Here is a 22,667-nt window from a genome sequence, read left to right as displayed (position 1 = left end):
GCAATTCAAGGAGAGCTTGTTGAAAGGAATCATCCTTGCAGGAGGCAGCGGGACGCGTCTTTATCCCCTAACATTAGCGATCTCTAAGCAGATCCTGCCGATATACGACAAGCCGATGATTTTTTACCCGCTGAGCGTCTTGATGCTCGCGGGGATCCAACAGATTCTGATCATTTCGACACCACGCGACTTGCCGATCTTTCGCGAGTTGCTGGGGGACGGTTCGGAATTCGGGCTCGAATTGTCCTATGCCGAACAGCCGCAGCCCAACGGGCTTGCCGAGGCCTTCATCATCGGCCGCGACTTCATCGGCAAGGACAATGTTTCGATGATCCTCGGCGACAACATCTATTTCGGCGAGGGCCTGTCGCAGCTCTGCCGTGCGGCTGCGCAGCGTGAAAGCGGCGCTTCGGTGTTCGCCTACCATGTCGAGGATCCGCAGCGCTATGGCGTGGTGTCGTTCGACAAGCTCAGCGGCACCGCTTTGACGATCGAGGAAAAGCCAGAGAAGCCGAAGTCCAACTGGGCGGTCACCGGCCTCTATTTCTACGACAACGAGGTCGTTGACATCGCTTCGACAATCAAGCCCTCGGCGCGCGGCGAGCTCGAGATTACGGCGGTCAACAACGTCTATCTCGAGCGCGGGCAGCTGCATGTGCATCAGCTTGGCCGCGGCTATGCCTGGCTCGACACCGGCACGCATGACAGCCTGCATGAGGCCTCGTCCTTCGTGCGCACCATCGAGCACCGCCAGGGCATCAAGGTTGCCTGTCCTGAAGAAATCGCTTTCGAGCAGGGCTGGCTGACCGCCGACAAGGTGCTTGAGCGCGCCACGCGCCTGGGCAAGAATGAATACGCCGCCTATTTGCGCCGGCGTGTCACCGAGCTGACGGAGAACTAGAGTGGACGTCAGGCAGCTTGGTCTCGATGGCGTGCTCGAGATCGTGCCGAAGCGGCGCGGCGATGCGCGCGGCTATTTTATCGAGACCTGGAATGCCGAGCGCTTTTTTGAAGCCGGCATCGATTTGCGTTTCGTCCAGGACAACCACTCCTATTCGGCGGCCGCGGGTGTCGTGCGGGGACTTCACTATCAGCTGCCTCCACGCGCGCAGGACAAATTGCTGCGTGTGATCAGAGGCAAGATCCTCGACGTCGCGGTCGACATTCGCCGCAGCTCGAAAACCTTCGGAAAATGGGTCGCGCTCGAAATATCGGCCGAGAAAGGCAACCAGATCCTGGTGCCGAAGGGTTTCGCGCACGGCTTCGTCACGCTCGTGCCGGACACCGAGGTCCTGTATAAGGTCACCGACACCTATTCGCCGGCGCACGACCGATCGATCCGTTTCGACGACCCCGACATCGGCATCGATTGGCCATCGCCAGCCGGCGCCTTCGAGCTCTCGGCCAAGGACCTCAAGGCGCCGACGCTCGCCAATGCCGAGGTGTTCGCATGACGCGCGACGATGTGAGGAGAGCGCCATGAATTTTCTGGTGACAGGCGGTGCCGGCTTCATCGGCTCGGCGGTGTGCCGGCATTTGTGCGCCAATCCGGCCTACCATGTGACCAATCTCGACAAGCTTACCTATGCCGGCAATCTCGCCTCGCTGCGCACGATCGAGAATGCGCATAACTACAAATTTGAGCAGGCCGACATTTGTGACGAGCGGGCGGTCCTCGACATCCTCCACCGCGACGAGATCGACGTCGTCATGAATCTCGCCGCCGAAAGCCATGTCGACCGCTCGATCGACGGACCCGGCGCCTTCATCGAGACCAACATCGTCGGCACCTACCGGGTGCTGAATTCGGCGCTCGAATATTGGCGCGGCCTTGGCGAGGACAGGAAAGCCCGCTTCCGCTTCCACCATGTCTCGACCGATGAAGTGTTCGGCGATCTGCCCTTCGACGGCGGCATGTTCGTCGAGGAAACGCCTTACGCGCCGTCCTCGCCCTATTCCGCTTCGAAGGCGGCGTCCGACCATCTGGTGCGGGCCTGGCACGAGACGTACGGCCTGCCGGTCGTGCTCTCCAACTGCTCGAACAATTACGGGCCATATCACTTTCCCGAAAAGCTGATACCGCTGGTGATCCTCAACGCGCTCGACGAAAAGCCGCTGCCGGTCTACGGCGCCGGCGCCAATGTGCGCGACTGGCTGTTCGTCGAGGATCATGCGCGCGCCCTGGAACTGGTCGCCACCAAGGGTCAGCCGGGCGAGAGCTACAATGTCGGCGGCAATTCCGAACGGACCAACTTGAGCGTCGTCGAGACGATCTGCGACCTTCTCGACGCCAGACGGCCACGCGCAGGCGGCAAACGCTATCGCGACCTGATCAGCTTCGTCACCGATCGCCCGGGTCACGACCGCCGCTATGCCATCGACGCCTCCAAGATCGGCAGGGATCTCGGCTGGGCGCCGTCGGAGAGTTTCGACAGCGGCCTGGCAAGGACGGTCGACTGGTTCCTCGACAACAAATGGTGGTGGGGGCCGATCCGCGAGCAGCGCTATGCCGGCGAGCGGCTGGGGCAAGTCCAGTCCCGGGGCCAGATTGAAGGCAGGAAGGGCGCGGCGTGAGGCTGGTTGTCACCGGACGCGACGGTCAGGTCGCCACCAGCCTGCTGGAGGCCGGGCAGGGGCGCGATGACGTTGAGGTCGTCGCGGTCGGCCGGCCGGCCCTCGACCTGGCGCAACCCGACACGGTGTTCGACGCCATCGCAGCAGCGCGGCCGGACGTCGTGGCGTCGGCTGCCGCCTACACCGCGGTCGACCAGGCCGAGGACGAGCCTGATCTTGCCTTCGCGGTAAACGCCGTCGGCGCCGGCAAGGTCGCCGAGGCGGCGGCTCGGCTCGGCGTGCCCGTTATCCATCTATCGACCGACTACGTCTTCGATGGCACCAAGGACGGCGCCTATGTCGAGACCGACGCCACCGCGCCGCTCGGCGTCTACGGCGCCTCCAAGCTCGCCGGCGAACAGGCGGTGGCAGCGCTCAATCCGCGCCACCTGGTCCTGCGCACCGCCTGGGTCTACAGCCCGTTCGGCAGGAATTTCGTCAAGACCATGCTAAGGCTGGCCGGCGACCGCGACGAGATCGCTGTCGTCGCCGACCAATGGGGAAATCCGACCTCCGCATTTGATATTGCCGATGCGATCCTGCATGCGGCGGCGGTGTTGCGCGACGACGAGGCGTTTGACGGTTACGGCATCTATCATCTGGCCGGCACCGGCGAGACCAACTGGAGCGGCTTTGCCCGTCATATACTCGACACAAGCGCGCGATACGGCGGGCCGACAGCGCGGGTGCGCGATATCGCCACCAGCGACTATCCGACCAAGGCAAAGCGGCCCGCTAATTCACGGCTGTCGACGGCGAGGTTCGCAGCCGTGTTCGAGTGGGCCGTGCCGGAATGGCGGCAATCGGCGGAGACCGTGGTGCACCGACTTCGCGTCGGTGACACGAGACAGGCTTTGACTTGATGAACAAGCACCCTTCACCGAAGAACAGGCGCGATGCGATGCCTGAAGTGACGCCGAAAGCGCGGGGCAAGGCGAAAGCTGGACGGCCTGGACAACGCGACGTTTCACTTCGTGATCTGTACGACGCGCATAGCGGCAAAGTGTCGGACAAATGGTCTATCTATCTGGACACATATGACCGCATTTTTGCGGAATATCGAAACAAGCCGGTTCGAATTCTGGAAATAGGAGTTCAGAACGGCGGTTCGCTCGAAATCTGGCGGCAATATTTTCCGAATGCGGAGCTTATTCTCGGCTGCGATATCAACCCGGCCTGCAGCAATCTGATTTTCGACGATGAGAAGATCGCCGTTATCATTGGTGATGCCAATACCGAGGAAGTCGAACGCATTATTGTCGAAAGATCCGAAAAATTCGACATTATCATTGATGACGGATCTCACAGTTCTTCGGACATAATACGTTCATTCACCCGCTACTACCCTCATGTTTCCGAAGGGGGGGTATACATAGTTGAGGATTTGCACTGCAGTTATTGGCAGGAATTCGAGGGTGGTCTTTACGATCCCTTTTCATCGATGTCATTCTTCAAACGTCTGGTTGACGTGGCCAACTATGAGCATTGGGGGCAGGACCGACGTCGACTGGATGCCTTGGCCGCTTTCGCCGAAAGGCACAAGCTCGCATTCGAGGGCGCCTCCGTTGAGTCGATCCATGCCATTGAGTTCCTGAACTCCCTTTGCGTTGTAACGAAACGTCCAATTCAGGAAAATGTCCTGGGGAACCGACGTGTGGCAGGCACCATTGCGCTCGTTGACGAACGTGTGATGTCCCTGGATGGCGAGGTGAACAAGCCAGCAGATCAAACGGGAAACCCATGGTCGTTGCATTCGGTGACGGTGGAAGACCAGCTTGGAAACAACCGGGAGTTGATCAAACGTTACGAGTCGCGCATAGAGGCGATCTCCCATGAGGCAGTTGAAATGCGCGAACGGATTCGGAGCGGTAAAGATGAGTTTGATGCCCAGGCCGCTGCGCTGACCGCCGAGCGCGTGCAAGTCCGCGCCGTCACGCAAGCGCTGAAGGTAGCCAACACGAATCTCGCCGCAAGGGACCAGGACAACGTGGTGCTTGAGCGTAAGGTGCAGGAACGCGATCAGCAGGTGGCCGCGTTACGTCGCGAAATCGAATTGATTCACAGCAGCCGGACCTGGCGTTATGGATCGTTCCTGCGAAGACTTGCATCACTTCCGACCACGGCAGCTTTTTATGCCGGACGAACCGTCGCGTTGCGCGCGCTCCATCATTTGGAAGGCGTGCCATTGGGCAAGCGGGCCACGGAGTGGACTGTAACCGGCGATGATCCGCAGTTCGAGCTCCTTTGGCCGGGCTTCGGCCCCTTGGTTCCCGGGCACTACCAGATCAGCGCGCGTGTGCCAGCCGAATCGGATGCGTTGAGCGACGTGCGCCTCTATGTCGACAGTGGCAGAGGGTACAACGAAATCGAACGGATTGATCTGCGTTTTCGGTCGAATGGCAAAGGCCTGACCTTGGCCGTATTTTCGCTTCATGCAGGCGCAGAAAAACTGCGTATCGATCCGAGTGACGGTTCCGTCAAGATCGCTATCGGCCGCGTGCGGCTACGCAAGCTCGACCGGATTGAATACTACGCTCGTCTCATCGGGAGAATCGCCGCCCGCCACCTGAAAAGCCCCGGTTCCCTCGTACGGTCTGCCGCGCGTGGCGTAAAACTGTTGAGGCAAAGCGGCCTCCGGGGATTTGCGGCCACCCTCCGATCGGCGGAGGCACGGGGCGCTCTGGGCAGCGTTACTTATGAAGGATGGATTGCGCTCAATGACACGCCGACGGAACACGACGTTGCGGACTTAGGCCGGCGGTTGGCTGAGTTGGAGAAGAAGCCGCTCATTTCGATACTGATGCCAGTCTACAATACGCCAGAGAGGCTCCTGCGGGAAGCGATCGAGAGCGTCCGCGCACAGATCTACGAGAACTGGGAGTTATGTATAGCGGACGATTGTTCGACGAAGCCGCACGTGCGGAGCGTTCTGGACGAATATGCGAAACGCGATCCACGCATCAAAGTCGTCTTTCGCAGCAAGAACGGTCATATTTCGCTGGCATCCAATTCTGCCCTGGAGCTTGTCGCTGGCGAATGGGTTGCGTTGCTCGACCACGACGATATTCTGCGCCCGCACGCACTGGCTGAGATCGCGCTGGAAGTCGATCGTCATCCTGATGCCGAACTGATCTATAGCGACGAGGATAAGATCGATTCGGAAGGCAGGCGTTATGACCCCTGCTTCAAGCCGGATTTCTCGCGGGAGCTTTTCCGGTCACAGAACTATCTGAACCATCTCACCGCACATCGGGCGCAAAATATTCGCGCCGTCGGCGGCTGGCGCCCCGGCTTCGAAGGCAGCCAGGACTACGACCTCAATCTGCGCATCTTCGAGCGCATCGCTCCTGACAGAATTCGGCACATCCCGAAGGTGCTCTACCATTGGCGCGCGGTGGAAGGCTCGACGGCGCTTGACGGGTCGCAAAAGGGCTACGCCTATATGGCCGGGTTGCGTGCCCTGGAAGAGCATGTCGAACGCATGGCTATTCCGGCGAAAGCTGAGGAAGCTCCCGGTACACCCTGCTACCGTCTCCGCTTTCTAGTCCCCGAACCGCAGCCGCTTGTGAGCCTCATCATTCCAACGCGCGACAAGGTCGATCTCCTCCGTGGCTGTGTGACGTCCATCCGAGAAAAGACCACTTATGGGAACTACGAGATCCTGGTGGTCGACAACGGCTCGGTGGAAGAGGAAACGCTTGCCTATTTCAGCGAGCTAAAGAAAGCGAAGAATGTTCGTGTGCTCCGCTACGACAAGCCGTTCAATTACTCTGCGATCAACAATTTCGCTGTAGGGAAAGCGAAGGGCTCGATCATCGGCCTCGTCAACAACGATATCGAAGTGATATCGCCGGACTGGTTGACGGAAATGGTCTCCTGGGCCGTTCAGCCGGATGTGGGCTGCGTCGGCGCGAAGCTCTATTATGCCAATGACACGATTCAGCATGGCGGCGTGATTGTTGGATTGGGCGGTGTCGCATGTCATTCGCACAAGGACTTCCCGCGCCATCATCCAGGGTATTTTTACAGGCTGCAGGTCCTGCAGAATCTCTCCGCTGTTACGGCAGCTTGTCTCCTGATCCGCAAGAACCTGTTTGAAGAAGTCGGCGGTCTCAATGAGGTCGACCTGACGGTCGCCTTCAACGACGTTGACCTTTGTCTGAAGGTACAGGAAGCCGGCTACTCAAACGTCTGGACGCCTTATGCCGAACTCTACCACCTCGAAAGCGTCTCTCGCGGCGTTGAGGATGCGCCGGAAAAAATGGCGCGTTTCAACAGTGAAATTGCGTATATGCAAAGACGATGGAAAAAGATCATCGAGCGTGATCCTTTCTATTCACCGAATCTGACAAGAGGGCGTGAAGACTTCTCGCTGAGTTGATATCGGAAAAAATAGCAATGGCTGAATTCCATTTCGTCGAAGACTACGAAAAGCACGTCGCGACGCTCATGCGCAATCATCCGATTGACGAAGCAATGTCGCTCGCCGTCGGCGGCGCCTATGACATTGTCGGCCGTATTGAAGCCGAAATCCTCATAAGGAACGGTCTGCGCGACGGGATGCGTCTAGCCGATATCGGTTGCGGTTCCGGGCGTGGGGCGGTTGCACTCGCAAGACGCTTGCGCATCGACTATGACGGTTATGATATCATTCAGGCCTTGCTCGAGTATGCCAGGAGCAAGACGCCCGACAACTACAAATTCCACATGAACAGGGGGGTGAAAATCCCGGCGCCGGACGCGACGTTCGATTACATTTGCGCTTTCAGCCTGTTTACCCACCTTCTGCATGAAGAGACGTTCATCTATATGCGCGACTGCCACCGTGTGCTGAAGAAGGGCGGCAAGCTGCTTTTTTCGTTCCTGGAGTTTCGCATGGCCGCCCTCTGGCCCATTTTTGAGGCAACTGTGAAGCAATACGAGGCCAGTACTCGCCCGCATCTCAACATGTTCCTGGAGCGTGAAGTCATTGAGGTTTTCGCCGCCCGGATAGGCTTCAAGGTGGAGAAATTTATCGACGCCGACGCCCCCGTTCTCGATGAACACAAACTCGGCCAGTCGATGTGCGTGATGGTGAAATAGGGTCAGATGCGACTATTCCAGAACTCTCCCCCCGCGCTAGAACAACGGACGAGGAAGATCACTTCGGCGTTGAATCTTGCCGGAAAGGGCATCGAATACGGTCCCTTGCACGCAGCACTCTTACGGAAGCCGCATTACGATGTTTCTTACGTGGACCATGCCGATCGTGCTTCCTTGGCACAACATTATGCCAACGATCCCAACGTCGATGTCAGCCTGATCCCCGAGATCGACATCGTCACCGGCGGCAAGCTGATTTCTGAATTTCTCCCAAAGGAGTCGATCGACTACATCGTCGCGTCGCATGTCATGGAGCATGTGCCCGATCTGTTGGGTTGGCTCGAGGCGAATCTAAAGGTGCTCAAGCCCGGCGGTCGGATCGCCGTCGCGTTTCCGGATAAACGTTACTGCTTGGACCTGAAACGAAAAAGCAGCATGGTTTCTGACCTCGTTGCCGCCTATCTTGAGAAGCGGACCATGCCAAGTTTCCAGCAGGTTTGCGACCACTTCTGGAATGTCAGCAAAGCTAACGCGGTAGATTGTTGGAGCAAAACTATTACTTCTGAAAATGCTGAATATATAATTGATAGAAACGATATATTAGACATACTCCGAGATATGAAACTTACGGGAGGGTACATCGATTCTCATTGCTGGGTGTTTGCTGATTTTGAGTTTCTTGATTGCATTAATTTCATACCAAATATAATAAAAGGTTCTTTTGAGGTTGTGTCATTCTCTCAAACGCAGCCAAACGAGCTGGAATTCTATGTGACACTCAGGCGGCTTTAATATCTTAGCCATTCTCATTAAATGACGAAGAGTAAGTGTGAAGAAGACAAAGTTTCACGCTTTGTGCGCCACCAGAGCCAATGCCGGGCCGTTCGGATGTCCGGGGTGGTCGAATTCGATTGTTTCCACTCTGAAGCCGAAATCAGCGATCGCGCGCATCAGGGAATCGCGGGTAAGCCAAAACGCCCATGGCTTTGCACCGCCGCAGAAGCCGGCCCATTTGAGCGCCTCCTGATAGTTGCGCCTGGATACCGTATATGACTTACCGCTGACCTCGATCTCGTACGGCTTCTCAAACTGCTTGGCCAGATTTCCTCGAGTACGCAACGAGTCGTCGTAGTAGTGCGTCCAGAGGAAGAGCGTATCGGACACACGCCCAATGTTGCGGAGAAGTTCGATAGGGTGGGTCATATGATATAGTATGCCTGACGCTAGGCATACATCGAAGCGTTCGCCGGTTTCCGACAAATACGTCATCGCGTCGCCGTAGAGAAACCGTGCACGATTGAGGTCGAAGATTTCCTTCACACAGAGACATTTCAGATAGGATCGCGAATTGGATTCGACGGCGAGTATCGATTCCGCTCCTGCTTGATGCATCATATAAGTGTGTCCCGCCTCCAGCGGTCCTAGCTCCAGGATGCGCTTACCAGAAAATCCCCCAATGATTTTCGAAAGCCATTCGATGCGCGCATCCTCAAATAGGGCGGCGCTCCCAGGAGTCGTTGTCGCGCCGGCAGACGCCGGAAATTTGGACGACCATTCGTCTTTGAAAATATCAACTGCATTTTGGGCGCTTGGCGCAGTCGCGACGTATGCGTCTAGAATGTCCATCATGTCCTCTAACATCCTATGCTGGAAGGACCCTAGCAGCCTGCGAGGCCCCGGTCACGCCGGCTCTCTCGCTGGCACAGGGTTTGCTCGGATTTTCAAAATCTCAACTCACGCCGCGGCACATTCGTCGGCCTGAATCACCTTCAATCGCCCCCGCCCCAACTCCCTGTTCGTGGCCTGGAAGTTCTGCCATTCACCATGATTAGGAGAATGACTGAGGCTGCAAAGCCGGCCATGCAAAATTCCAGCGTTTTCTGCAAGTGATTGCTATCGTAATAGAAGCGAATCTTGCTTTGTCCGCTCACCTCAACGGCGGGAAAGAAATCTAGAAACTTTTTTAGTTCTACGGGCTTTCCATCTAGCGTGGCTCGCCAATACTTATTGGTGCGAATGGGGAACACGACCCAACCATGGGTTGCGCCAAAATATTCCACTGTCACGTCGTCCGGTTGATACGTCGCAAGGCGAACAGGCCCAAAATCCGCTTCCGGTTGCCCGTTCAACGCAGTCACATAATAGCCGGAACCTGAAACTGCACGATTTTCGATAACGTCAATGCCCAGTTCTACCGGCGTGATCGTAAAATTCGGGGGAAGGCGAGTTTTCTCAATAAGCCGCATTTTTGGAATGCCCGGAAATACACTCGAACCAATTTGATAGGTTGCCCCTCCTGCGGTTTCGAAGGCCCATGCACTGAGCATCTTCTCGCTATCGGGTTTGGTCATTGAAATGACGTACCGATAGGTTCCGGCCACAAGAGGAACGTCTCGATTGAAACCAAAGGTGGCGAATTGGTTGTTTCGTATCGCCTCCGGCTGTAATTCAGCGTGAGCCACGAGGAGTTCACCTTGGTAAAGGTCAAATATCAATGCTGACGGGGCGAAGTTCTGGTCATAGGTTCCGAATAACACCTGCACTTTCGTAACCATGATGGGCTTGTCGATTAACAAGTTTCCTTTGAGGGCGCCACTATTAAGGGGAACAGTCGGTCGATGGCCAATGCCGGCAGTCTCATGAGCTACATCAGTGCAACCTTCTTTGACGAGAAAGAAACGGACAGCGGCGTAGATAATCCCCCGGCTGGAGAAATTAATGTCGGAGCATTGAATGATAGAAGCCGTATATGTTGTCTGATAGGAAGCGACGATGTCTGAGGCTATCTGTTTCTGAGCATCGGTACGAAACCCGTGAGCAAACAATTCTGGCAATCGATAGTTTGACAAAACCCCTGAGACAACGAAGCTGCCGTCTGCAATAACACTTTGACCTGGGATGATCTTAGATAAGACATAAGTTAGCGACGGTGTTTCTGGGAAAAAAGTTTCGATGTCGGGTCGAGAATTAAATTGCTTGAAGGAGTACCCAAGATTAATTGCTTGCAATAGGCATATAAATAGTACGAAATGTGTTCGATAGGACCATACGTCCTTTGGCGATGATGAAAGTATAGAGCTGATCGAATACGAAGATAATATAGATACTGACAATCCAAATAATATGGAGGCTCTGCTCCACGTGTTGACGTCAAAGCTAGGAATTAGTTTCACGAGTTTGGCGGGTGCTACGCCAAATGCAGTCGCTAACGTGAAAATTGCCACCAGAAACCCAAAGACAGCAAATCGATTAGGTGACTTGAAAAGGAAATATAGCGCAAAGATAGCAAGGATAGCGGCGAGTATTCCAGCTGAGAAGGTACGCTCGACGCCTAGATGATTCACAAAATCAGAACCAAACATGTAGATTATGTCGTAGGGTGTAAAGATCGTTCCACCTGATCGAATCGACAAATCAGTTGAATCGAGAATGTCTTTAACTTGCAAAAGGCCGGGGAGGGCGAGGAATGCACCTGCAATGCCTGCGCATCCTAGCCCAATAATTCGCCTGACTGGAATCTGTTTGATGCCGGCGATCCAGAACTCGGCAACAAGGACTACGGCTCCTAGCATCAGGGACGAGATGACTCCTAGGACGGCCACAAACGGAAAGCCGCCCAGGCCTATCAAGGCTACACTGAGAGTGAACCCCAAGGCCCAACTCAGGCGGCCTGTCTGCCAATATCGAAGCTGAGTGGCGAGAACCCAGGGGATAAGTGCGCTCGTTGTCAGGTGCGGCCAATGTGCCCAAGCGACGTTAAAACCGCAAAATGCAAATACCATGGCGCCGAAAACTGCGGATACTCGATTCCTGAACATGAAAAACAGCAGAAAGTAGGTGCCGAAAGCAGCCAGCAGATAATTCGCCAGAATTGCGAACGTGTAACCCATAGCCTCGTTCGGCGTGAGGGCATAAATTAGAAAGGGTATCGAAAGACCTTCATAAATAGGCGATTGGATACCCGCTGCACCCAGTTGATGGAGGGGATTCCATAGAGGGATATGCCCTTCCCATAGCTCTCGCCTAAACTCCCGCCAATTTGGAAGGCGGTGATCCAATGCGTCAGAACGCTCCGGATTGACAAGTGGGGTATCGATCCCGGCGTTATCCCATCCTGGATAGGCTAACAGCAGATCCATTGGTGCCAGCGTTTGCCGAAAAGGATTTACGCCCACGATACTCAGCACGAAAACGAGAAGAAGCACCATCGAAGTGACGTGTCGCAAAAATGGGGCCTGTTCCAGCAAATGGCTGCCTTGCACGGGTGTTCCCCTCATTTGCGTATTCATACACTCTTCCCCTTTTGCAATATCAACTCTGCCAGGGCGACCAGGCAGTCTCCAAGAACGGTGACAAGTCGGTTGCCGAGCGCAACCGCCGTAGCCGCTGGAGGCGGCAGACCCGCAGCAGTAAGGCCCATAATGAGAGCGGCCTCCCGCACGCCAAGCCCTCCCGGCGCTCCCGGAACGATAAAGCCAATGAGCCAGGCGGCCGCTCCTATGCCGATCAACTCAGCCATGTGGCCCGCATCGTTTAGAGTCCTGGACAGCGCAACGATCAGCAACCCATTGCCAATGAAAAACAGGGCATAGAGAAAAAAAGCTTCGGCAGATGCGAGAAGTGCTCTGCCGCCGCGCTCCGCCATCCTGATGCGGAAAGAAAATACCATCCCGATCGCAAGCGCCAAAAGACCGGCGACGATCAATCCCACAATCAATGTAGGGTTATCGGGGCCATACCGCGCATATGCGTCTTGGAAAACCGGCCACGCCAGCAATGCGCCCAGCGCCCCGGCGGCAAGAACTATGACGGACAATTCTCCTATCTGTGCAAAGGCAAGCGCCTTGCTCGATGCCCCGGCATTGCGGGTAAGGGTAAAGCGACCAACCATATGCATCACGTTGCTCGGCAGGTATTTGTAGATCTGCGTCCTTCCAAAAATGGCAAGCGCGCGACTCAATCCAAGCGATGGTCCGTCGACGACAACCAGGAACCGATACCAAGCGATACCGACCAGTTGCAGAATAACGGCATAAGCGATTGCACAACCTAATATGGCGATCAAAAAAAGTGGCGAGATGAGCTGTCGTTGCAGATCACCGAAGGAGCGGTGGATCGCCAGCCCCACGAAGACAAGCGCTGCAAGGCTGACGGCCAGCCCCCCAAAGCGAACTATGGACTTTAACTTGCTGCCTTTGGCCGGCGGTGCCGTCTGCATTATCCTAGTCACAACGACAGAGGACCATGGTCCAGGGGAGCGGCTTGCGCGCCTCCACGATCTTCAGCGATTTGCTTAGCAGCTTGATGAAGGACGCAGATGACCAGTGCTGGATATGCCCCGGCGTATTTCCAAAGCTCGTGATGTATTTACCTCTGGCGACATTAAGTGCCCGCCAGATAGGCTCCCGTGGCACGCTGACGAGAAGGTACGGTTTGGCAAGAGATTTGAGCACTGAAAGTGCCTGTTCAGTATCGGGGATATGCTCGAGAACTTCGCAACATATCACCAATTCGGCCGAAGCGACTTCTGGTGTCAGGTCGAAAAGCGAGCGGGTTTCGAATATTGGCTCCAGTCCGCGCTGGGCGCATTGCTCATTGGCCTCCGAAACACTGACAGCTTCCAGGTCGCTACCGCGGACATTCCAGCCTTGATCATGAAGGCGAATGGATAGATTTCCCTCGCCACAGCCGACCTCGTACGCGTTGCGAACGCCTGTCTTTGCTGTCAGCGTATCGAAACTGCTCAGAAAGCCATCCATGAGATATCGTGCGATCGGATTTCGGGTATTGTACTTGTCATAATAATTGCCCGGAACGTTGTCGTATGCTGTCGGCGCTTCGCTCATTATAGTATTCCGCTTATTTTACCTGCGTCTCGACTTTAAGGTCTTCACGATTTACTGAAGATGAGCGGGCCAATGCAGCGCCTCGATGCTCTTGCTGCAATTGCCTGATCCTGATTTCTTCGAGAATTTGTCGATTAACCGCGATTAGTTCGGCGAGGATCCCACTCATGACAAGGATGCCAGCAAGGGCAAGCAAGGCGCTGGAAAGGACGAGCGACTGGATGTTGCCACTGCCTTCGCCCCTCAAGTAATTGAAAAGGAACCGGACGATCATGATTAAGCCCGGTGTGGCGACTATAGCCGCACACACCGTGAAGAAGCGCAGCGGGCTATAGACGACAAAGATCCTCACAACCGTTATCAGGGAACGCCGCACATAGCTTGGTATGCTCTTGACCAGCCGCGAGGGCCGAAGATCGCCGTTCACGCGGATCGGCACGGAGGTAATCGGAATGTTCCTGCGTCCTGCCTGGATGATCGTTTCCAGCGTATAGGTATAGCGGTTGAAGACGTTGAGCTGTATCGCCGCGTCGCGGTGAATGGCGCGGAAACCGCTCGGCGCATCGGGGATCGTCGTGCCGCTGGCAAGCGTGACGACTAGGCTTCCCAGCTTCTGCAGGAATTTCTTGATGGGAGAAAAATGCTCTATCTCACTGATCGGCCTTGCGCCGACGACGATCTGAGCCTTTTTTTCTAGTATAGGCCGGACGAGATCGGGAATGCAGGAGGCATCGTACTGGTTGTCTGCATCGGTGTTCACGATAACATCAGCGCCGAGTTGCAGCGCTGTTTCAATACCGGCCATGAAGGCTTTGGCAAGTCCCTGATTGTGGTGCAATGAGACCACGTGATCCACGCCGTTTTCCTGGGCAACCTCCACTGTGCGGTCAGTGGAGCCATCGTCTATTACGAGCCACTCCACCGTGTCGAAACCCGCGACCTGACGTGGGAGATCAGCAAGCGTAATGGCGAGTGTTCCCTCCTCATTCAAGCATGGGATCTGAATAATAAGCTTTGACAATCCACTCTTCTCTTCTTCTCTCGACACCCGTCGGCTACCGTTCTCAGCATGGGCCTAAAGAACTTTGCTCCCGCGCGCTACCCGCTTTCTGCAGCCGTTAAGGACGGCGCCAGGATTTCGCACCTCTACGGAACTTCTCACCGAGTGAAGCGCGGTATCGGGGCGCTTGATTTGGCCTGCACACGATCGACGGCAATGTGCCGTTCATATGCGTCCAGCCCAGCGCAATCGTCGAACGGCTGGACCTGCTTGCCAAAGCTCGGATTTGATCGCAATGGTGCTTGGTGCGACAGCTAAGCCCAGCGCAGCAGTTTTGATGAGGCCTGTCGTCAAGAATTTATCTTGGTCGCGACAAAGCAGTTTTTCCAACTTGTGAGGTTTTGACCGGCTTCGTCGTAAGTGATTCCACCCGGCCACTTTTGAGCGTCAGCTTTTTTGTGCATACGCTTTCGATCAGGCTCTCATTGTGGCTTGCCAGAACGATGATGCCTGCCTTTTCCGCGAGTTCGTCCATACGCCTTTTGGCCTTGTCCTGAAAAGAGGCGTCGCCCGCTCCGATCCATTCATCCATCAGCAGGATCTCCGGATCGAGCGACGTTGCCATTGAAAACGCAAGCCGCGCGGCCATGCCTTGACTGTACGCCTTGAACGGCAGGTCAATGAAGTCGCCAAGCTCGCTGAAGGCAATGATGTCCTCCATTTTTTCCTCGATCTCGGCTTCCGTCCAGCCGTTGATCAATCCACGCAGGACGATGTTCCGGCGCCCGGTGGCTTCGCGGCGAAAGCCTATGTTGATGTTGAACAGGGCGTCGACCTTGCCTTCAATGGCTATGCTTCCTCCGGATGGCTCGTAGATGCCATATAGCACCTTGAGAAGTGTTGTCTTGCCGGCTCCGTTTGGGCCGACCAGGCCCAGTCGGTCGCCAGCCTTGAGCTCGAAACTGATGCCGTCGAGAGCTTGCACAAACTGCTTTCTGCCTGAGCCTTCAATTCTGCCGCCTGGCCCGCCCACACGCCGATCGGGCGCGGAAAGCGTCAGCTTCTCATGCAGTTTGTAGACCAAGCTAATATTGTGCAGTTTTATGGAAACCATCGAAAACTCAGATGATGAAGACGACCTGCTTGCGATACCGGCCAAGCAGCAGCAATGCAATCGCCCATACAGTCAGACAGATGATGCCGGTTACAGCGAAAGCGTGCATTGGCAATTCGTCACTGATGATCGGAACTCGAACAATCTCCAGAAAATAGGTGAACGGGTTCCAGTGATAGGCATATTTTTGAATGCCCTCTTGCCCATCATATACCCAGAAAACGGGCGTAAAAAACATTCCAACCCGCATCATGTTGCCGACGATGAACTCGCTGTCCGGGAAGAAAGCGCCAAGGAAGGCGAAGACGGTGATAACGGCTGGGGTGGCAATCAGGATCATGAGCAGTCCCACGAACGACCACAGCCAACCAGCACTGAGCCCGGACCCGCTCAGGAACAGAATGACAACGCAACCCACGATCGCATAGCCCGCGCGTATAATTGATTGCAGCGCCAAGCGCATCACATACACAAACAACGGCAGCGTGGTACCTTCTATGAAGCTCTCTTCGCGTTTGAAGAGCGACACGCTCAAGCTGATGACCTCCATCAGGTAGAACCACACCAGAAGCCCGATGGCGACATAGGCAGCATAGCCCGCAGCATCGTTGCCGGCGGGCTGGAACACGAAAACGAAGGTGCCCACGAACGCGACGTAGTTGACCAGCAGCCAAAGCGGGCCGAGCGTCGTGCGCCTATGCTGGTCGCCGATATCTTCGTGAGCAAGCGCAATCCAGACCCGGTGCAGCTTCATGGCCTTGCTGATATCGTCGACAGCGCCGTTCAGTGCCAAAATCATTGTTGGTGTCGCAATCCGTTCTTGGTCGCTTCGTATGTCCGATGGCCACATGAGGCGAGGGACATTTCATAGCCATTGCGACGAGCGTATGGCAAATGATTGCGGCTTAGTGAAGCCCGGCAATTTCTTGAGACCAACCATTAGCAATGTCTTTTGGACCTGTACAATTGTCGTGAAAGGCCACAGTTCAGCCAATTGCGATTGGTCCGGAACAGCCGCATTCACCTTTGATCACATATTCGTCAAAAACATCTGGCGATCCCCCCGACTCCGCGCTATTGCGATAGCTGGGCAAGGGACTTGGAATTTGCAATCTGGAGTGGTGACGGATGATGTTCCATCCGGCGCCTGTCTGGTATTGATATACCCGCGCCTGGAGTTCAGTACTACCCAATGACATCATACGTACAAGCCGTATCGGGACTTCGGCCGAAGATGCGGCGCGCCATTATAATGATCCAGGACCTGGTCATGGTCTTGGTCGCGGTGGCGCTGAGTCTCGGGCTTTCGCAGTCGAGACTTTCATTCGATGCGCTCTCCTGGCCAGGCCTGGCGTGCTGGGTGAGCATTGTTCTTCTCAGCCATCTCTTGTTTCGCTATTGCGGTCTCTACAACACCGTGTGGCGTTTCGCCTCCACGCCCGACTTCTTCAACATTCTGAAGAGCTGCGCGATCCTGACCGTCACGCTCTATGTCGTCTCGCTGGCGGTCCGATGGTTTCAGCCGGTGACGGGCCTCAACGAGCGCCAGTTTATCGTCTTTTTCCTCGTCTCCTTCACCATCATCTCGGCGCCTCGGCTCTACTACCGCTTCCTGCGCGACGGGGCGAGCTGGCGAATCCTGAGCCGCAACGCGAGCAATGCGGCGATCAAGCAGGCGCTGTTCGTCGGCAGGCTGGGCGAAGCAGACGTCATCATTAGGTTCACGCGCACGACAGAGCCGGCCGAGTATTCCATCGCCGGCATCATGGCCATCGAGAACGGCGCGCCGTTGGGCACGCAGATCCAGGGCGTCCCCGTGGTGGCCGTGCGACCCCACCTGGTCGAGGTGCTGGAAGAATATGCAAGAGGCACCAAAAGCCTCGACATGCTGATTTTCGGCAATGGCACCGAGCGCGAGATCGAGGAATACTCGGAGCTGGTCCGTGTCGCCCGTCACAGCGGCATCGCCGTCGTCCAGTTCTCCGGCGTCTCGGAGCTCGGGCAGGGCGGAAAGCTGGTTCTCGACGCTGTCGAGATGGAAACCATCCTGCGCCGTTCCACGGTTCCGTCGGACGTTGAGCGCATTGGCGGCTTCGTCGGCGGCAAGCGCGTGCTGGTGACCGGCGGCGCCGGCTCCATCGGCCGCATCCTGGTCAAGCGGGCGCTGGAACTCGGCGCCGAGGCGGTTCTGGTTGCCGACATCTCGGAGTTCGGGATTTTCCAGCTCGACCAGCAGCTCGACGAGAAAGATCATGCCCGGCTCAAGAGCCGCATCGTCGATGTCACCGACCGGCGCCAGATCACCCGCGTCGTCAGCGACTTCAAGCCCGACATCATCTTCCACGCCGCCGCGCTCAAACATGTGCCGCTGCTTGAGGAAAACTGGGAATCGGCGATCCAGACCAACATTTTGGGTACTCTCGTCTGCGCCGAGGTTGCCGCCAAATGCGGCGTGCCGCAGTTCCTGCTGATTTCCAGCGACAAGGCGGTCGATCCGACCTCGGTGCTCGGCATGACAAAACGCGCCGCCGAGCAGATCGTCTCTTCGCTGCACGAAACGCACGCCACCGAACCCAATGGCCGTCGCTCCGGCACCAAGTTCATCGCCGTGCGGTTCGGCAATGTCTTCGGCTCCAACGGTTCGGTCGCCACCATCTTCCAGGCGCAGATCGAGGCCGGCGGTCCGGTCACCATCACCGATCGCCGCATGACCCGCTACTTCATGACGGTGGCCGAAGCCGTCGACCTCGTCATCATGTCGGCGGCCGATGCCGAGCGGCGCCAGGGCAAGGACGATTACGCCATCTACATGCTTGACATGGGCAAGCCGGTGCCGATCCTCGAAGTCGCCGAAACCATGATCCGTATGGCCGGCAAAAGCCCCTACACCGACATTCCGATCCGTTTCACCGGGATCAGGCCGGGCGAGAAGCTTCACGAGGTCCTGCACGGCGGCAATGAGGAGATTGTCGCGCTCGATATCCCCAAGATCTTCGGCCTGCGAACCGATGTCGTGGGGTGGCCCAGGGTCCAGGCGGCGCTGACGTCGCTGCAGGCGGCCATGCGCGACCAGGACAAGGCCGCCGCGCTCGCCGTCATGGCCGGGCTTCATCAGGCGGAAGAGCCTCAAGCCGACGCACACCGCGAAATCATTGCGAAAACAGTCGGGCAAGCGGGTTAAGCCTGTCCTGATCGACCGGGATTGGCTATTGAAACCAATCCGATGGCCGTTCCCAGGCGTTTGCAGATGATTCTGAACCCGTGACCAGACAAGATCAGCGCGTGGCCGTGCTGCTGGGCACGAAAGATGGCGCGGCTTTCCTTGACGAGCAGCTCGCATCGCTGCTTGCGCAGTCGCATCCTCTTGTCGACCTCTGGGTCTCCGACGACGGGTCGACGGATGGCACTTCTGCCATCATCGGCGCCTGGCAGAGCCGCTGGCCCAAGGGCCGGCTGACCCTGTCGAACGGTCCTCGCCAGGGCTTTGCCGCCAACTTCCGCTCGATGATCATCGATCCGCGCATCGATGCCGACTACTACGCCTTCTGCGACCAGGACGACATCTGGGAGCCGGACAGGCTGGAGAGCGCTATTGCCTGGATGCAGGGGCACGATGCCGAAACACCGCTGCTGTTTTGCTCGAGGACCGCGACCATGTCCGAAACCGGAGCAGCGCAAGGCTATTCGCCGCTGTTCCTAAAGCCGCCGTCGTTTCGCAATGCGCTCGTGCAGAGCATTGCCGGCGGCAACACCATGATGATCAACCGCGCGGCGCGAAAGTTGCTGGCAACGGCATCGGCAAGAACCGAGTTCGTCAGCCATGACTGGTGGACCTATCTGATCGTCACTGCTGCCGGCGGCATTATCCGCTATGATCCGCGGCCGCTGGTGCGCTACCGCCAGCATGAGGCAAACCTGGTTGGCGCCAACGTGTCGTGGAAGGCGCGGCTGTCGCGGCTGGGGCGCCTGTTCAAGGGCGAGTTCGCCGTCTGGACCGATCACAATCTGAGCGGCCTGGCGGTCAATCGCGACATCCTCAGCAGGGATGCCGCCGTTTGCCTCGGCCTGTTCATCAGGGCGCGCAAGGGCGGTGTCTTGCGACGCCTGCGTCTTCTCAGGAAAAGCGGCGTCTACCGGCAGACGCTGGGTGGTACGCTTGGGCTCTATCTGGCCTTCATCTGGCGGCGGATCTAGAGCATGCAGGGACGGCCATGAGGGGACCCAAGCGAGCTTTCGACCTCGTCGTGGCGGCGGTTCTCTTGCCGCTGACCTCGCCCGTCATCCTGCTTGCCATGCTGGCAATCAGGCTGTCGTCGCCTGGACCCGCCTTGTTTTCGCAAATCCGGGTCGGACAGAATGGCATGCTGTTTCGCTGCCATAAGCTGCGGACGATGGTTGTCGGAACGCCGTCTTTGCCCTCGCATCAGGCGCCGGCAAACTCCGTCACTTCCGTCGGCGCGGTGCTGCGAAAATTCAAGATCGACGAGCTGCCGCAGCTGTGGAATGTGCTGAAGGGAGAGATGAGCCTGGTCGGGCCGCGTCCTTGCCTGCCCACGCAAACGGAGCTGATCGAACGCCGCAGGCAATTAGGTGTGCTTGCGGCGCTTCCGGGCATTACCGGGCTGGCGCAGATGAAAGGCATCGACATGTCCGACCCGAAACTTTGCGCCGAGACCGATGCCGACTATCTCAGGATGGCCGCGATCGGCCTCGATGTCCGCATTCTCGTCGGTACGATCTTCTACCGCGGTTGAGCAACGCCGGATTTATAGCGGCGCGCAAGCTCGGTCAGTTGTTCGAGCGTGTCGGTCCGCGGCGCCCAGCCTTCGGAGACCAGCAGGGATGGATCGCAAATCTGTGTCGCTGTGATCGCGTCCCATGCTTTGCGTTTGCCCAGTAAGGTCAACACTGCCCGCATCAGGCTGGCAGGCACTCTAGATAGCCGCAATGAGTAGCCAAAACCGTTCCGGAACGCCCCGATGATTGCCGAGACCGGGAGAGGAGGGAGATCGCAGGCGACATAGACGGGGCGAAGCGGCTGCGGACGGCTCAACAGATACACCGCGGTCCGCGCCGCCGCCTCGTATGACATCAGCGATCGTACGCCGCTGAAGGCCGCCGCCGGCAGCGACAAGGCCATAGGCATGCCGCCCAGGCGCATCAGCGTCGCCAGGTTTCCCTTCATGCCTTCGCCATAGATCGACGGCAGGCGCAGCGCCGTGGCATCGGTAGGTCTGGACGCATAGGCTTCCAGCATCCTGATCTCGCCTTCGCGTTTCGAGCGCCCATAGGCACATTGCGGGGCTGGCGGCGTCGCCTCGCTGATCGTCCCACTGAAACCGGGACCGACTACTGCCCGGATCGAAGACAAATAGATGAAGCGCCCGCTGGCCTGCGCGGCGGCCGCGCGCGCCAACTGGGCGGTCAGTGTCGCGTTGGCGGCCAGGAAGTCGGCCTCGCTCGCTTTGCGGTCATTGTTGAGAGCCGCACAGTGAACGACATGGGTGATATCTGGCATCAGCGCCTTGAACGCGCTGGCGGGCTCGTCGAACTCCGGCAACTTGACGGCATCGCTCGCGGGGTCGAGCCGCTCCGGGTGACGCGACGCCATGCGCACCTCGAACCCGGCTTCGCCAAGCTGGTTGACGACCTGCCGGCCGATGAAGCCCGTCGCGCCTGTGACCAGCACTTTCACGGCTGGCCTGCCTGCGGCGTTGAGGCTGGTTCCGGCAACGCCTGTTGCCGGCCCGAAGCAAGATAAGTCCCGGATACCAGGAACACCATCAGTGTCGAATCGAGGATGTCGTGGCCGATCAGGATGCCGGTCAGGCCAGCGATCAGATAGGTGATCACGGTAGCGACGATCATCGTGGCACCGAACCGCTCGATGGTGTCGGTGCTGGTGCGCAGAACGATTGCTGCGTTTCTGGCGGCAACGACGAACACAGCCGCAAGCGTGATGGCGCCGATGAGCCCGGCCTCCACCAATGCGGTCAGAAAGCCGTTGTGGAAATGGCTGAAGCCCGTATATGGCATGTTGAACTGATTGTTGAATCCATCCTTTATCAGCTCGCGGCTTGCAGCAATGCCGTGACCGAAAATCGGCATGTCGTGGAAAGCGCCGAGGCCGATCTGCCAAAGCGCGGCGCGGAAGCCGAGCGCCGTGGCATGGTCACCTTTCGTGGCCAGCGCATCCCAGTCGCTGAACAGGAAAGCTGCGCGCTCGTAAATGATCGGGAATCCGATGGCGGCGATAACCACGCCGATCGCGGCAGCAATCAGCAGCAGACGAATGGCGTTTCGGCTGGTGAGCCTGCGCCGGTTGATCAGCAGGACGGCGATGCTGGCCACCGGCAGTGCCAGCCATATGATCCGCGACCCCGAGTAGAGGATGGCGACCGCCCCGGCCAGCGCTGCGCAGGCAAGCAGGACCTTGTTCTTTTCGACGTTTGAAAGGGCGCCCACCAGGCACATCAGAACACTGAGGCAGGCGACCGTCGCGAATACGATTGGATTGCCGGCACCGCCTTCGGATCGTACGCCCAGCCAGTAATGTTGCACGATCGCCAGCAGCAGGGCGCCAAAACATGTGGCAGCGCTCGCCAGCACGACGATGCGCGCCAGCGTGGTTTTCTCGGTGATGCTCCAGGTTGCGTATGAGACGGGGAAAAACAGGAAGGTGATCAGCCCTGCCAGATGAGGCGCATCTTTGGCGATCGAATTGTTGACGATGGAGGCGAGCACGAAGGCTGCACAATAGGCATAGATGGCCACCGTCATCGCGACCATTGGCCGGTCGATGTTGAAACGCCGTCTTTTCAGGGCAAGCAGAAACACCGACCACAGGCCGCCGCCATTGAACACAAAGCTGACCGCCGACCCCAGCACAGGCGGGCAAAAGAAGCAGAGGATGGAGAAGGTGATGTTGATCCGTGACGGCGAGAGGTGCTGCTTGATGGTGGAAATCGGGGTCAATGCTCTGGTTCACAATGCGCTGGGGTCGCTTGGCGAC

At 57.3% G+C, this 22,667-nt stretch carries 19 protein-coding genes; 10 read left to right on the top strand and 9 right to left on the bottom strand.

What is annotated here, in order from left to right; genetic code table 11:
* Positions 1–19 precede the first annotated feature (19 nt).
* The 7 genes from rfbA to AC1D1N_RS16040 all read left to right on the top strand — a co-directional run bounded on the left by rfbA (position 20) and on the right by AC1D1N_RS16040 (position 8,487).
* Positions 20–901, top strand: a complete 882-nt coding sequence (gene rfbA, locus AC1D1N_RS16070; RefSeq protein ID WP_436258924.1) for a glucose-1-phosphate thymidylyltransferase RfbA — start codon at positions 20–22, stop codon at positions 899–901.
* 1 nt (position 902) lies between these two features.
* Positions 903–1,454, top strand: coding sequence for a dTDP-4-dehydrorhamnose 3,5-epimerase (rfbC, locus tag AC1D1N_RS16065; protein WP_477349660.1), 552 nt, complete (start codon positions 903–905; stop codon positions 1,452–1,454).
* Between the two features lie 25 nt (positions 1,455–1,479).
* A complete protein-coding gene (gene rfbB, locus AC1D1N_RS16060) occupies positions 1,480–2,574 on the top strand; it encodes a dTDP-glucose 4,6-dehydratase (RefSeq protein ID WP_477349658.1) in 1,095 nt (364 codons plus the stop codon).
* On the top strand, positions 2,571–3,476 hold the full coding sequence (gene rfbD, locus AC1D1N_RS16055; protein ID WP_477349656.1) for a dTDP-4-dehydrorhamnose reductase: 906 nt from the start codon (positions 2,571–2,573) through the stop codon (positions 3,474–3,476). Before rfbB ends, rfbD begins: the two co-directional genes overlap by 4 nt.
* On the top strand, positions 3,476–6,994 hold the full coding sequence (locus AC1D1N_RS16050; protein ID WP_477349655.1) for a glycosyltransferase: 3,519 nt from the start codon (positions 3,476–3,478) through the stop codon (positions 6,992–6,994). Before rfbD ends, AC1D1N_RS16050 begins: the two co-directional genes overlap by 1 nt.
* A 17-nt stretch (positions 6,995–7,011) precedes the next feature.
* The gene (locus AC1D1N_RS16045; RefSeq protein ID WP_477234041.1) at positions 7,012–7,695 is read left to right on the top strand and encodes a class I SAM-dependent methyltransferase; all 684 of its coding nucleotides are present in this window, start codon (positions 7,012–7,014) and stop codon (positions 7,693–7,695) included.
* A gap of 69 nt (positions 7,696–7,764) precedes the next feature.
* Positions 7,765–8,487: a methyltransferase domain-containing protein gene (locus AC1D1N_RS16040; RefSeq protein ID WP_477349653.1), complete on the top strand. Its 723-nt coding sequence runs from the start codon at positions 7,765–7,767 to the stop codon at positions 8,485–8,487.
* Positions 8,488–8,541: 54 nt separating this feature from the next.
* Here AC1D1N_RS16040 and AC1D1N_RS16035 read toward each other — a convergent pair whose 3' ends face one another.
* The 7 genes from AC1D1N_RS16035 to AC1D1N_RS16005 form a co-directional block, all read right to left on the bottom strand.
* On the bottom strand, positions 8,542–9,324 hold the full coding sequence (locus tag AC1D1N_RS16035) for a class I SAM-dependent methyltransferase (RefSeq protein ID WP_477349651.1): 783 nt from the start codon (positions 9,322–9,324) through the stop codon (positions 8,542–8,544).
* Between the two features lie 140 nt (positions 9,325–9,464).
* Entirely contained in the window at positions 9,465–11,984 is a 2,520-nt protein-coding gene (locus AC1D1N_RS16030; protein WP_477349649.1) for a hypothetical protein, read from the bottom strand.
* Positions 11,981–12,913, bottom strand: a complete 933-nt coding sequence (locus AC1D1N_RS16025) for a lysylphosphatidylglycerol synthase domain-containing protein (RefSeq protein ID WP_477349647.1) — start codon at positions 12,911–12,913, stop codon at positions 11,981–11,983. Before AC1D1N_RS16025 ends, AC1D1N_RS16030 begins: the two co-directional genes overlap by 4 nt.
* A 4-nt stretch (positions 12,914–12,917) precedes the next feature.
* Positions 12,918–13,541 (bottom strand): class I SAM-dependent methyltransferase, encoded by a 624-nt coding sequence (locus AC1D1N_RS16020; RefSeq protein ID WP_477349645.1) that lies wholly within the window; start codon positions 13,539–13,541, stop codon positions 12,918–12,920.
* Positions 13,542–13,554: 13 nt separating this feature from the next.
* Complete coding sequence (locus tag AC1D1N_RS16015; protein WP_477349643.1) at positions 13,555–14,562, bottom strand: glycosyltransferase family 2 protein; 1,008 nt, start codon at positions 14,560–14,562, stop codon at positions 13,555–13,557.
* A 337-nt stretch (positions 14,563–14,899) separates the two neighbouring features.
* A complete protein-coding gene (locus AC1D1N_RS16010) occupies positions 14,900–15,655 on the bottom strand; it encodes an ABC transporter ATP-binding protein (protein ID WP_477234054.1) in 756 nt (251 codons plus the stop codon).
* A 7-nt stretch (positions 15,656–15,662) separates the two neighbouring features.
* Entirely contained in the window at positions 15,663–16,454 is a 792-nt protein-coding gene (locus AC1D1N_RS16005; protein ID WP_477349641.1) for an ABC transporter permease, read from the bottom strand.
* A gap of 393 nt (positions 16,455–16,847) precedes the next feature.
* Here AC1D1N_RS16005 and AC1D1N_RS16000 point away from each other — a divergent pair, with 393 nt between their 5' ends.
* The 3 genes from AC1D1N_RS16000 to AC1D1N_RS15990 all read left to right on the top strand — a co-directional run bounded on the left by AC1D1N_RS16000 (position 16,848) and on the right by AC1D1N_RS15990 (position 20,409).
* The gene (locus AC1D1N_RS16000; protein ID WP_477349639.1) at positions 16,848–18,836 is read left to right on the top strand and encodes an SDR family NAD(P)-dependent oxidoreductase; all 1,989 of its coding nucleotides are present in this window, start codon (positions 16,848–16,850) and stop codon (positions 18,834–18,836) included.
* An 80-nt stretch (positions 18,837–18,916) separates the two neighbouring features.
* Complete coding sequence (locus tag AC1D1N_RS15995; RefSeq protein WP_477349637.1) at positions 18,917–19,849, top strand: glycosyltransferase family 2 protein; 933 nt, start codon at positions 18,917–18,919, stop codon at positions 19,847–19,849.
* A gap of 17 nt (positions 19,850–19,866) precedes the next feature.
* Positions 19,867–20,409 carry a sugar transferase gene (locus AC1D1N_RS15990; RefSeq protein WP_477349636.1) on the top strand — a complete coding sequence of 181 codons (543 nt, stop codon included), beginning with the start codon at positions 19,867–19,869 and terminating at the stop codon, positions 20,407–20,409.
* On the opposite strand, the gene AC1D1N_RS15985 is transcribed toward AC1D1N_RS15990, so the two are convergent.
* Both AC1D1N_RS15985 and AC1D1N_RS15980 read right to left on the bottom strand, forming a co-directional pair.
* The gene (locus AC1D1N_RS15985; protein ID WP_477349634.1) at positions 20,397–21,350 is read right to left on the bottom strand and encodes an NAD-dependent epimerase/dehydratase family protein; all 954 of its coding nucleotides are present in this window, start codon (positions 21,348–21,350) and stop codon (positions 20,397–20,399) included. The genes AC1D1N_RS15990 and AC1D1N_RS15985 overlap by 13 nt on opposite strands.
* Complete coding sequence (locus AC1D1N_RS15980; RefSeq protein WP_477349632.1) at positions 21,347–22,630, bottom strand: O-antigen ligase family protein; 1,284 nt, start codon at positions 22,628–22,630, stop codon at positions 21,347–21,349. The genes AC1D1N_RS15985 and AC1D1N_RS15980 overlap by 4 nt, the downstream gene beginning before the upstream one ends.
* Between the last annotated feature and the right edge of the window lie 37 nt (positions 22,631–22,667).

This window comes from Mesorhizobium sp. P2_B5 (assembly GCF_056404775.1).
This window is presented reverse-complemented; position numbering and strand designations above follow the sequence as displayed.

Excerpts from the sequence above, each read along its gene's own strand:
- rfbB (WP_477349658.1), top strand. The coding sequence starts at position 1,480 with ATGAATTTTCTGGTGACAGGCGGTGCCGGCTTCATCGGCTCGGCGGTG.
- AC1D1N_RS16050 (WP_477349655.1), top strand. The coding sequence starts at position 3,476 with ATGAACAAGCACCCTTCACCGAAGAACAGGCGCGATGCGATGCCTGAA.
- AC1D1N_RS16045 (WP_477234041.1), top strand. The coding sequence starts at position 7,012 with ATGGCTGAATTCCATTTCGTCGAAGACTACGAAAAGCACGTCGCGACG.
- AC1D1N_RS16035 (WP_477349651.1), bottom strand. The coding sequence starts at position 9,324 with ATGATGGACATTCTAGACGCATACGTCGCGACTGCGCCAAGCGCCCAA.
- AC1D1N_RS16030 (WP_477349649.1), bottom strand. The coding sequence starts at position 11,984 with ATGAATACGCAAATGAGGGGAACACCCGTGCAAGGCAGCCATTTGCTG.
- AC1D1N_RS16025 (WP_477349647.1), bottom strand. The coding sequence starts at position 12,913 with ATGCAGACGGCACCGCCGGCCAAAGGCAGCAAGTTAAAGTCCATAGTT.
- AC1D1N_RS16020 (WP_477349645.1), bottom strand. The coding sequence starts at position 13,541 with ATGAGCGAAGCGCCGACAGCATACGACAACGTTCCGGGCAATTATTAT.
- AC1D1N_RS16010 (WP_477234054.1), bottom strand. The coding sequence starts at position 15,655 with ATGGTTTCCATAAAACTGCACAATATTAGCTTGGTCTACAAACTGCAT.
- AC1D1N_RS16005 (WP_477349641.1), bottom strand. The coding sequence starts at position 16,454 with ATGATTTTGGCACTGAACGGCGCTGTCGACGATATCAGCAAGGCCATG.
- AC1D1N_RS16000 (WP_477349639.1), top strand. The coding sequence starts at position 16,848 with ATGACATCATACGTACAAGCCGTATCGGGACTTCGGCCGAAGATGCGG.
- AC1D1N_RS15990 (WP_477349636.1), top strand. The coding sequence starts at position 19,867 with ATGAGGGGACCCAAGCGAGCTTTCGACCTCGTCGTGGCGGCGGTTCTC.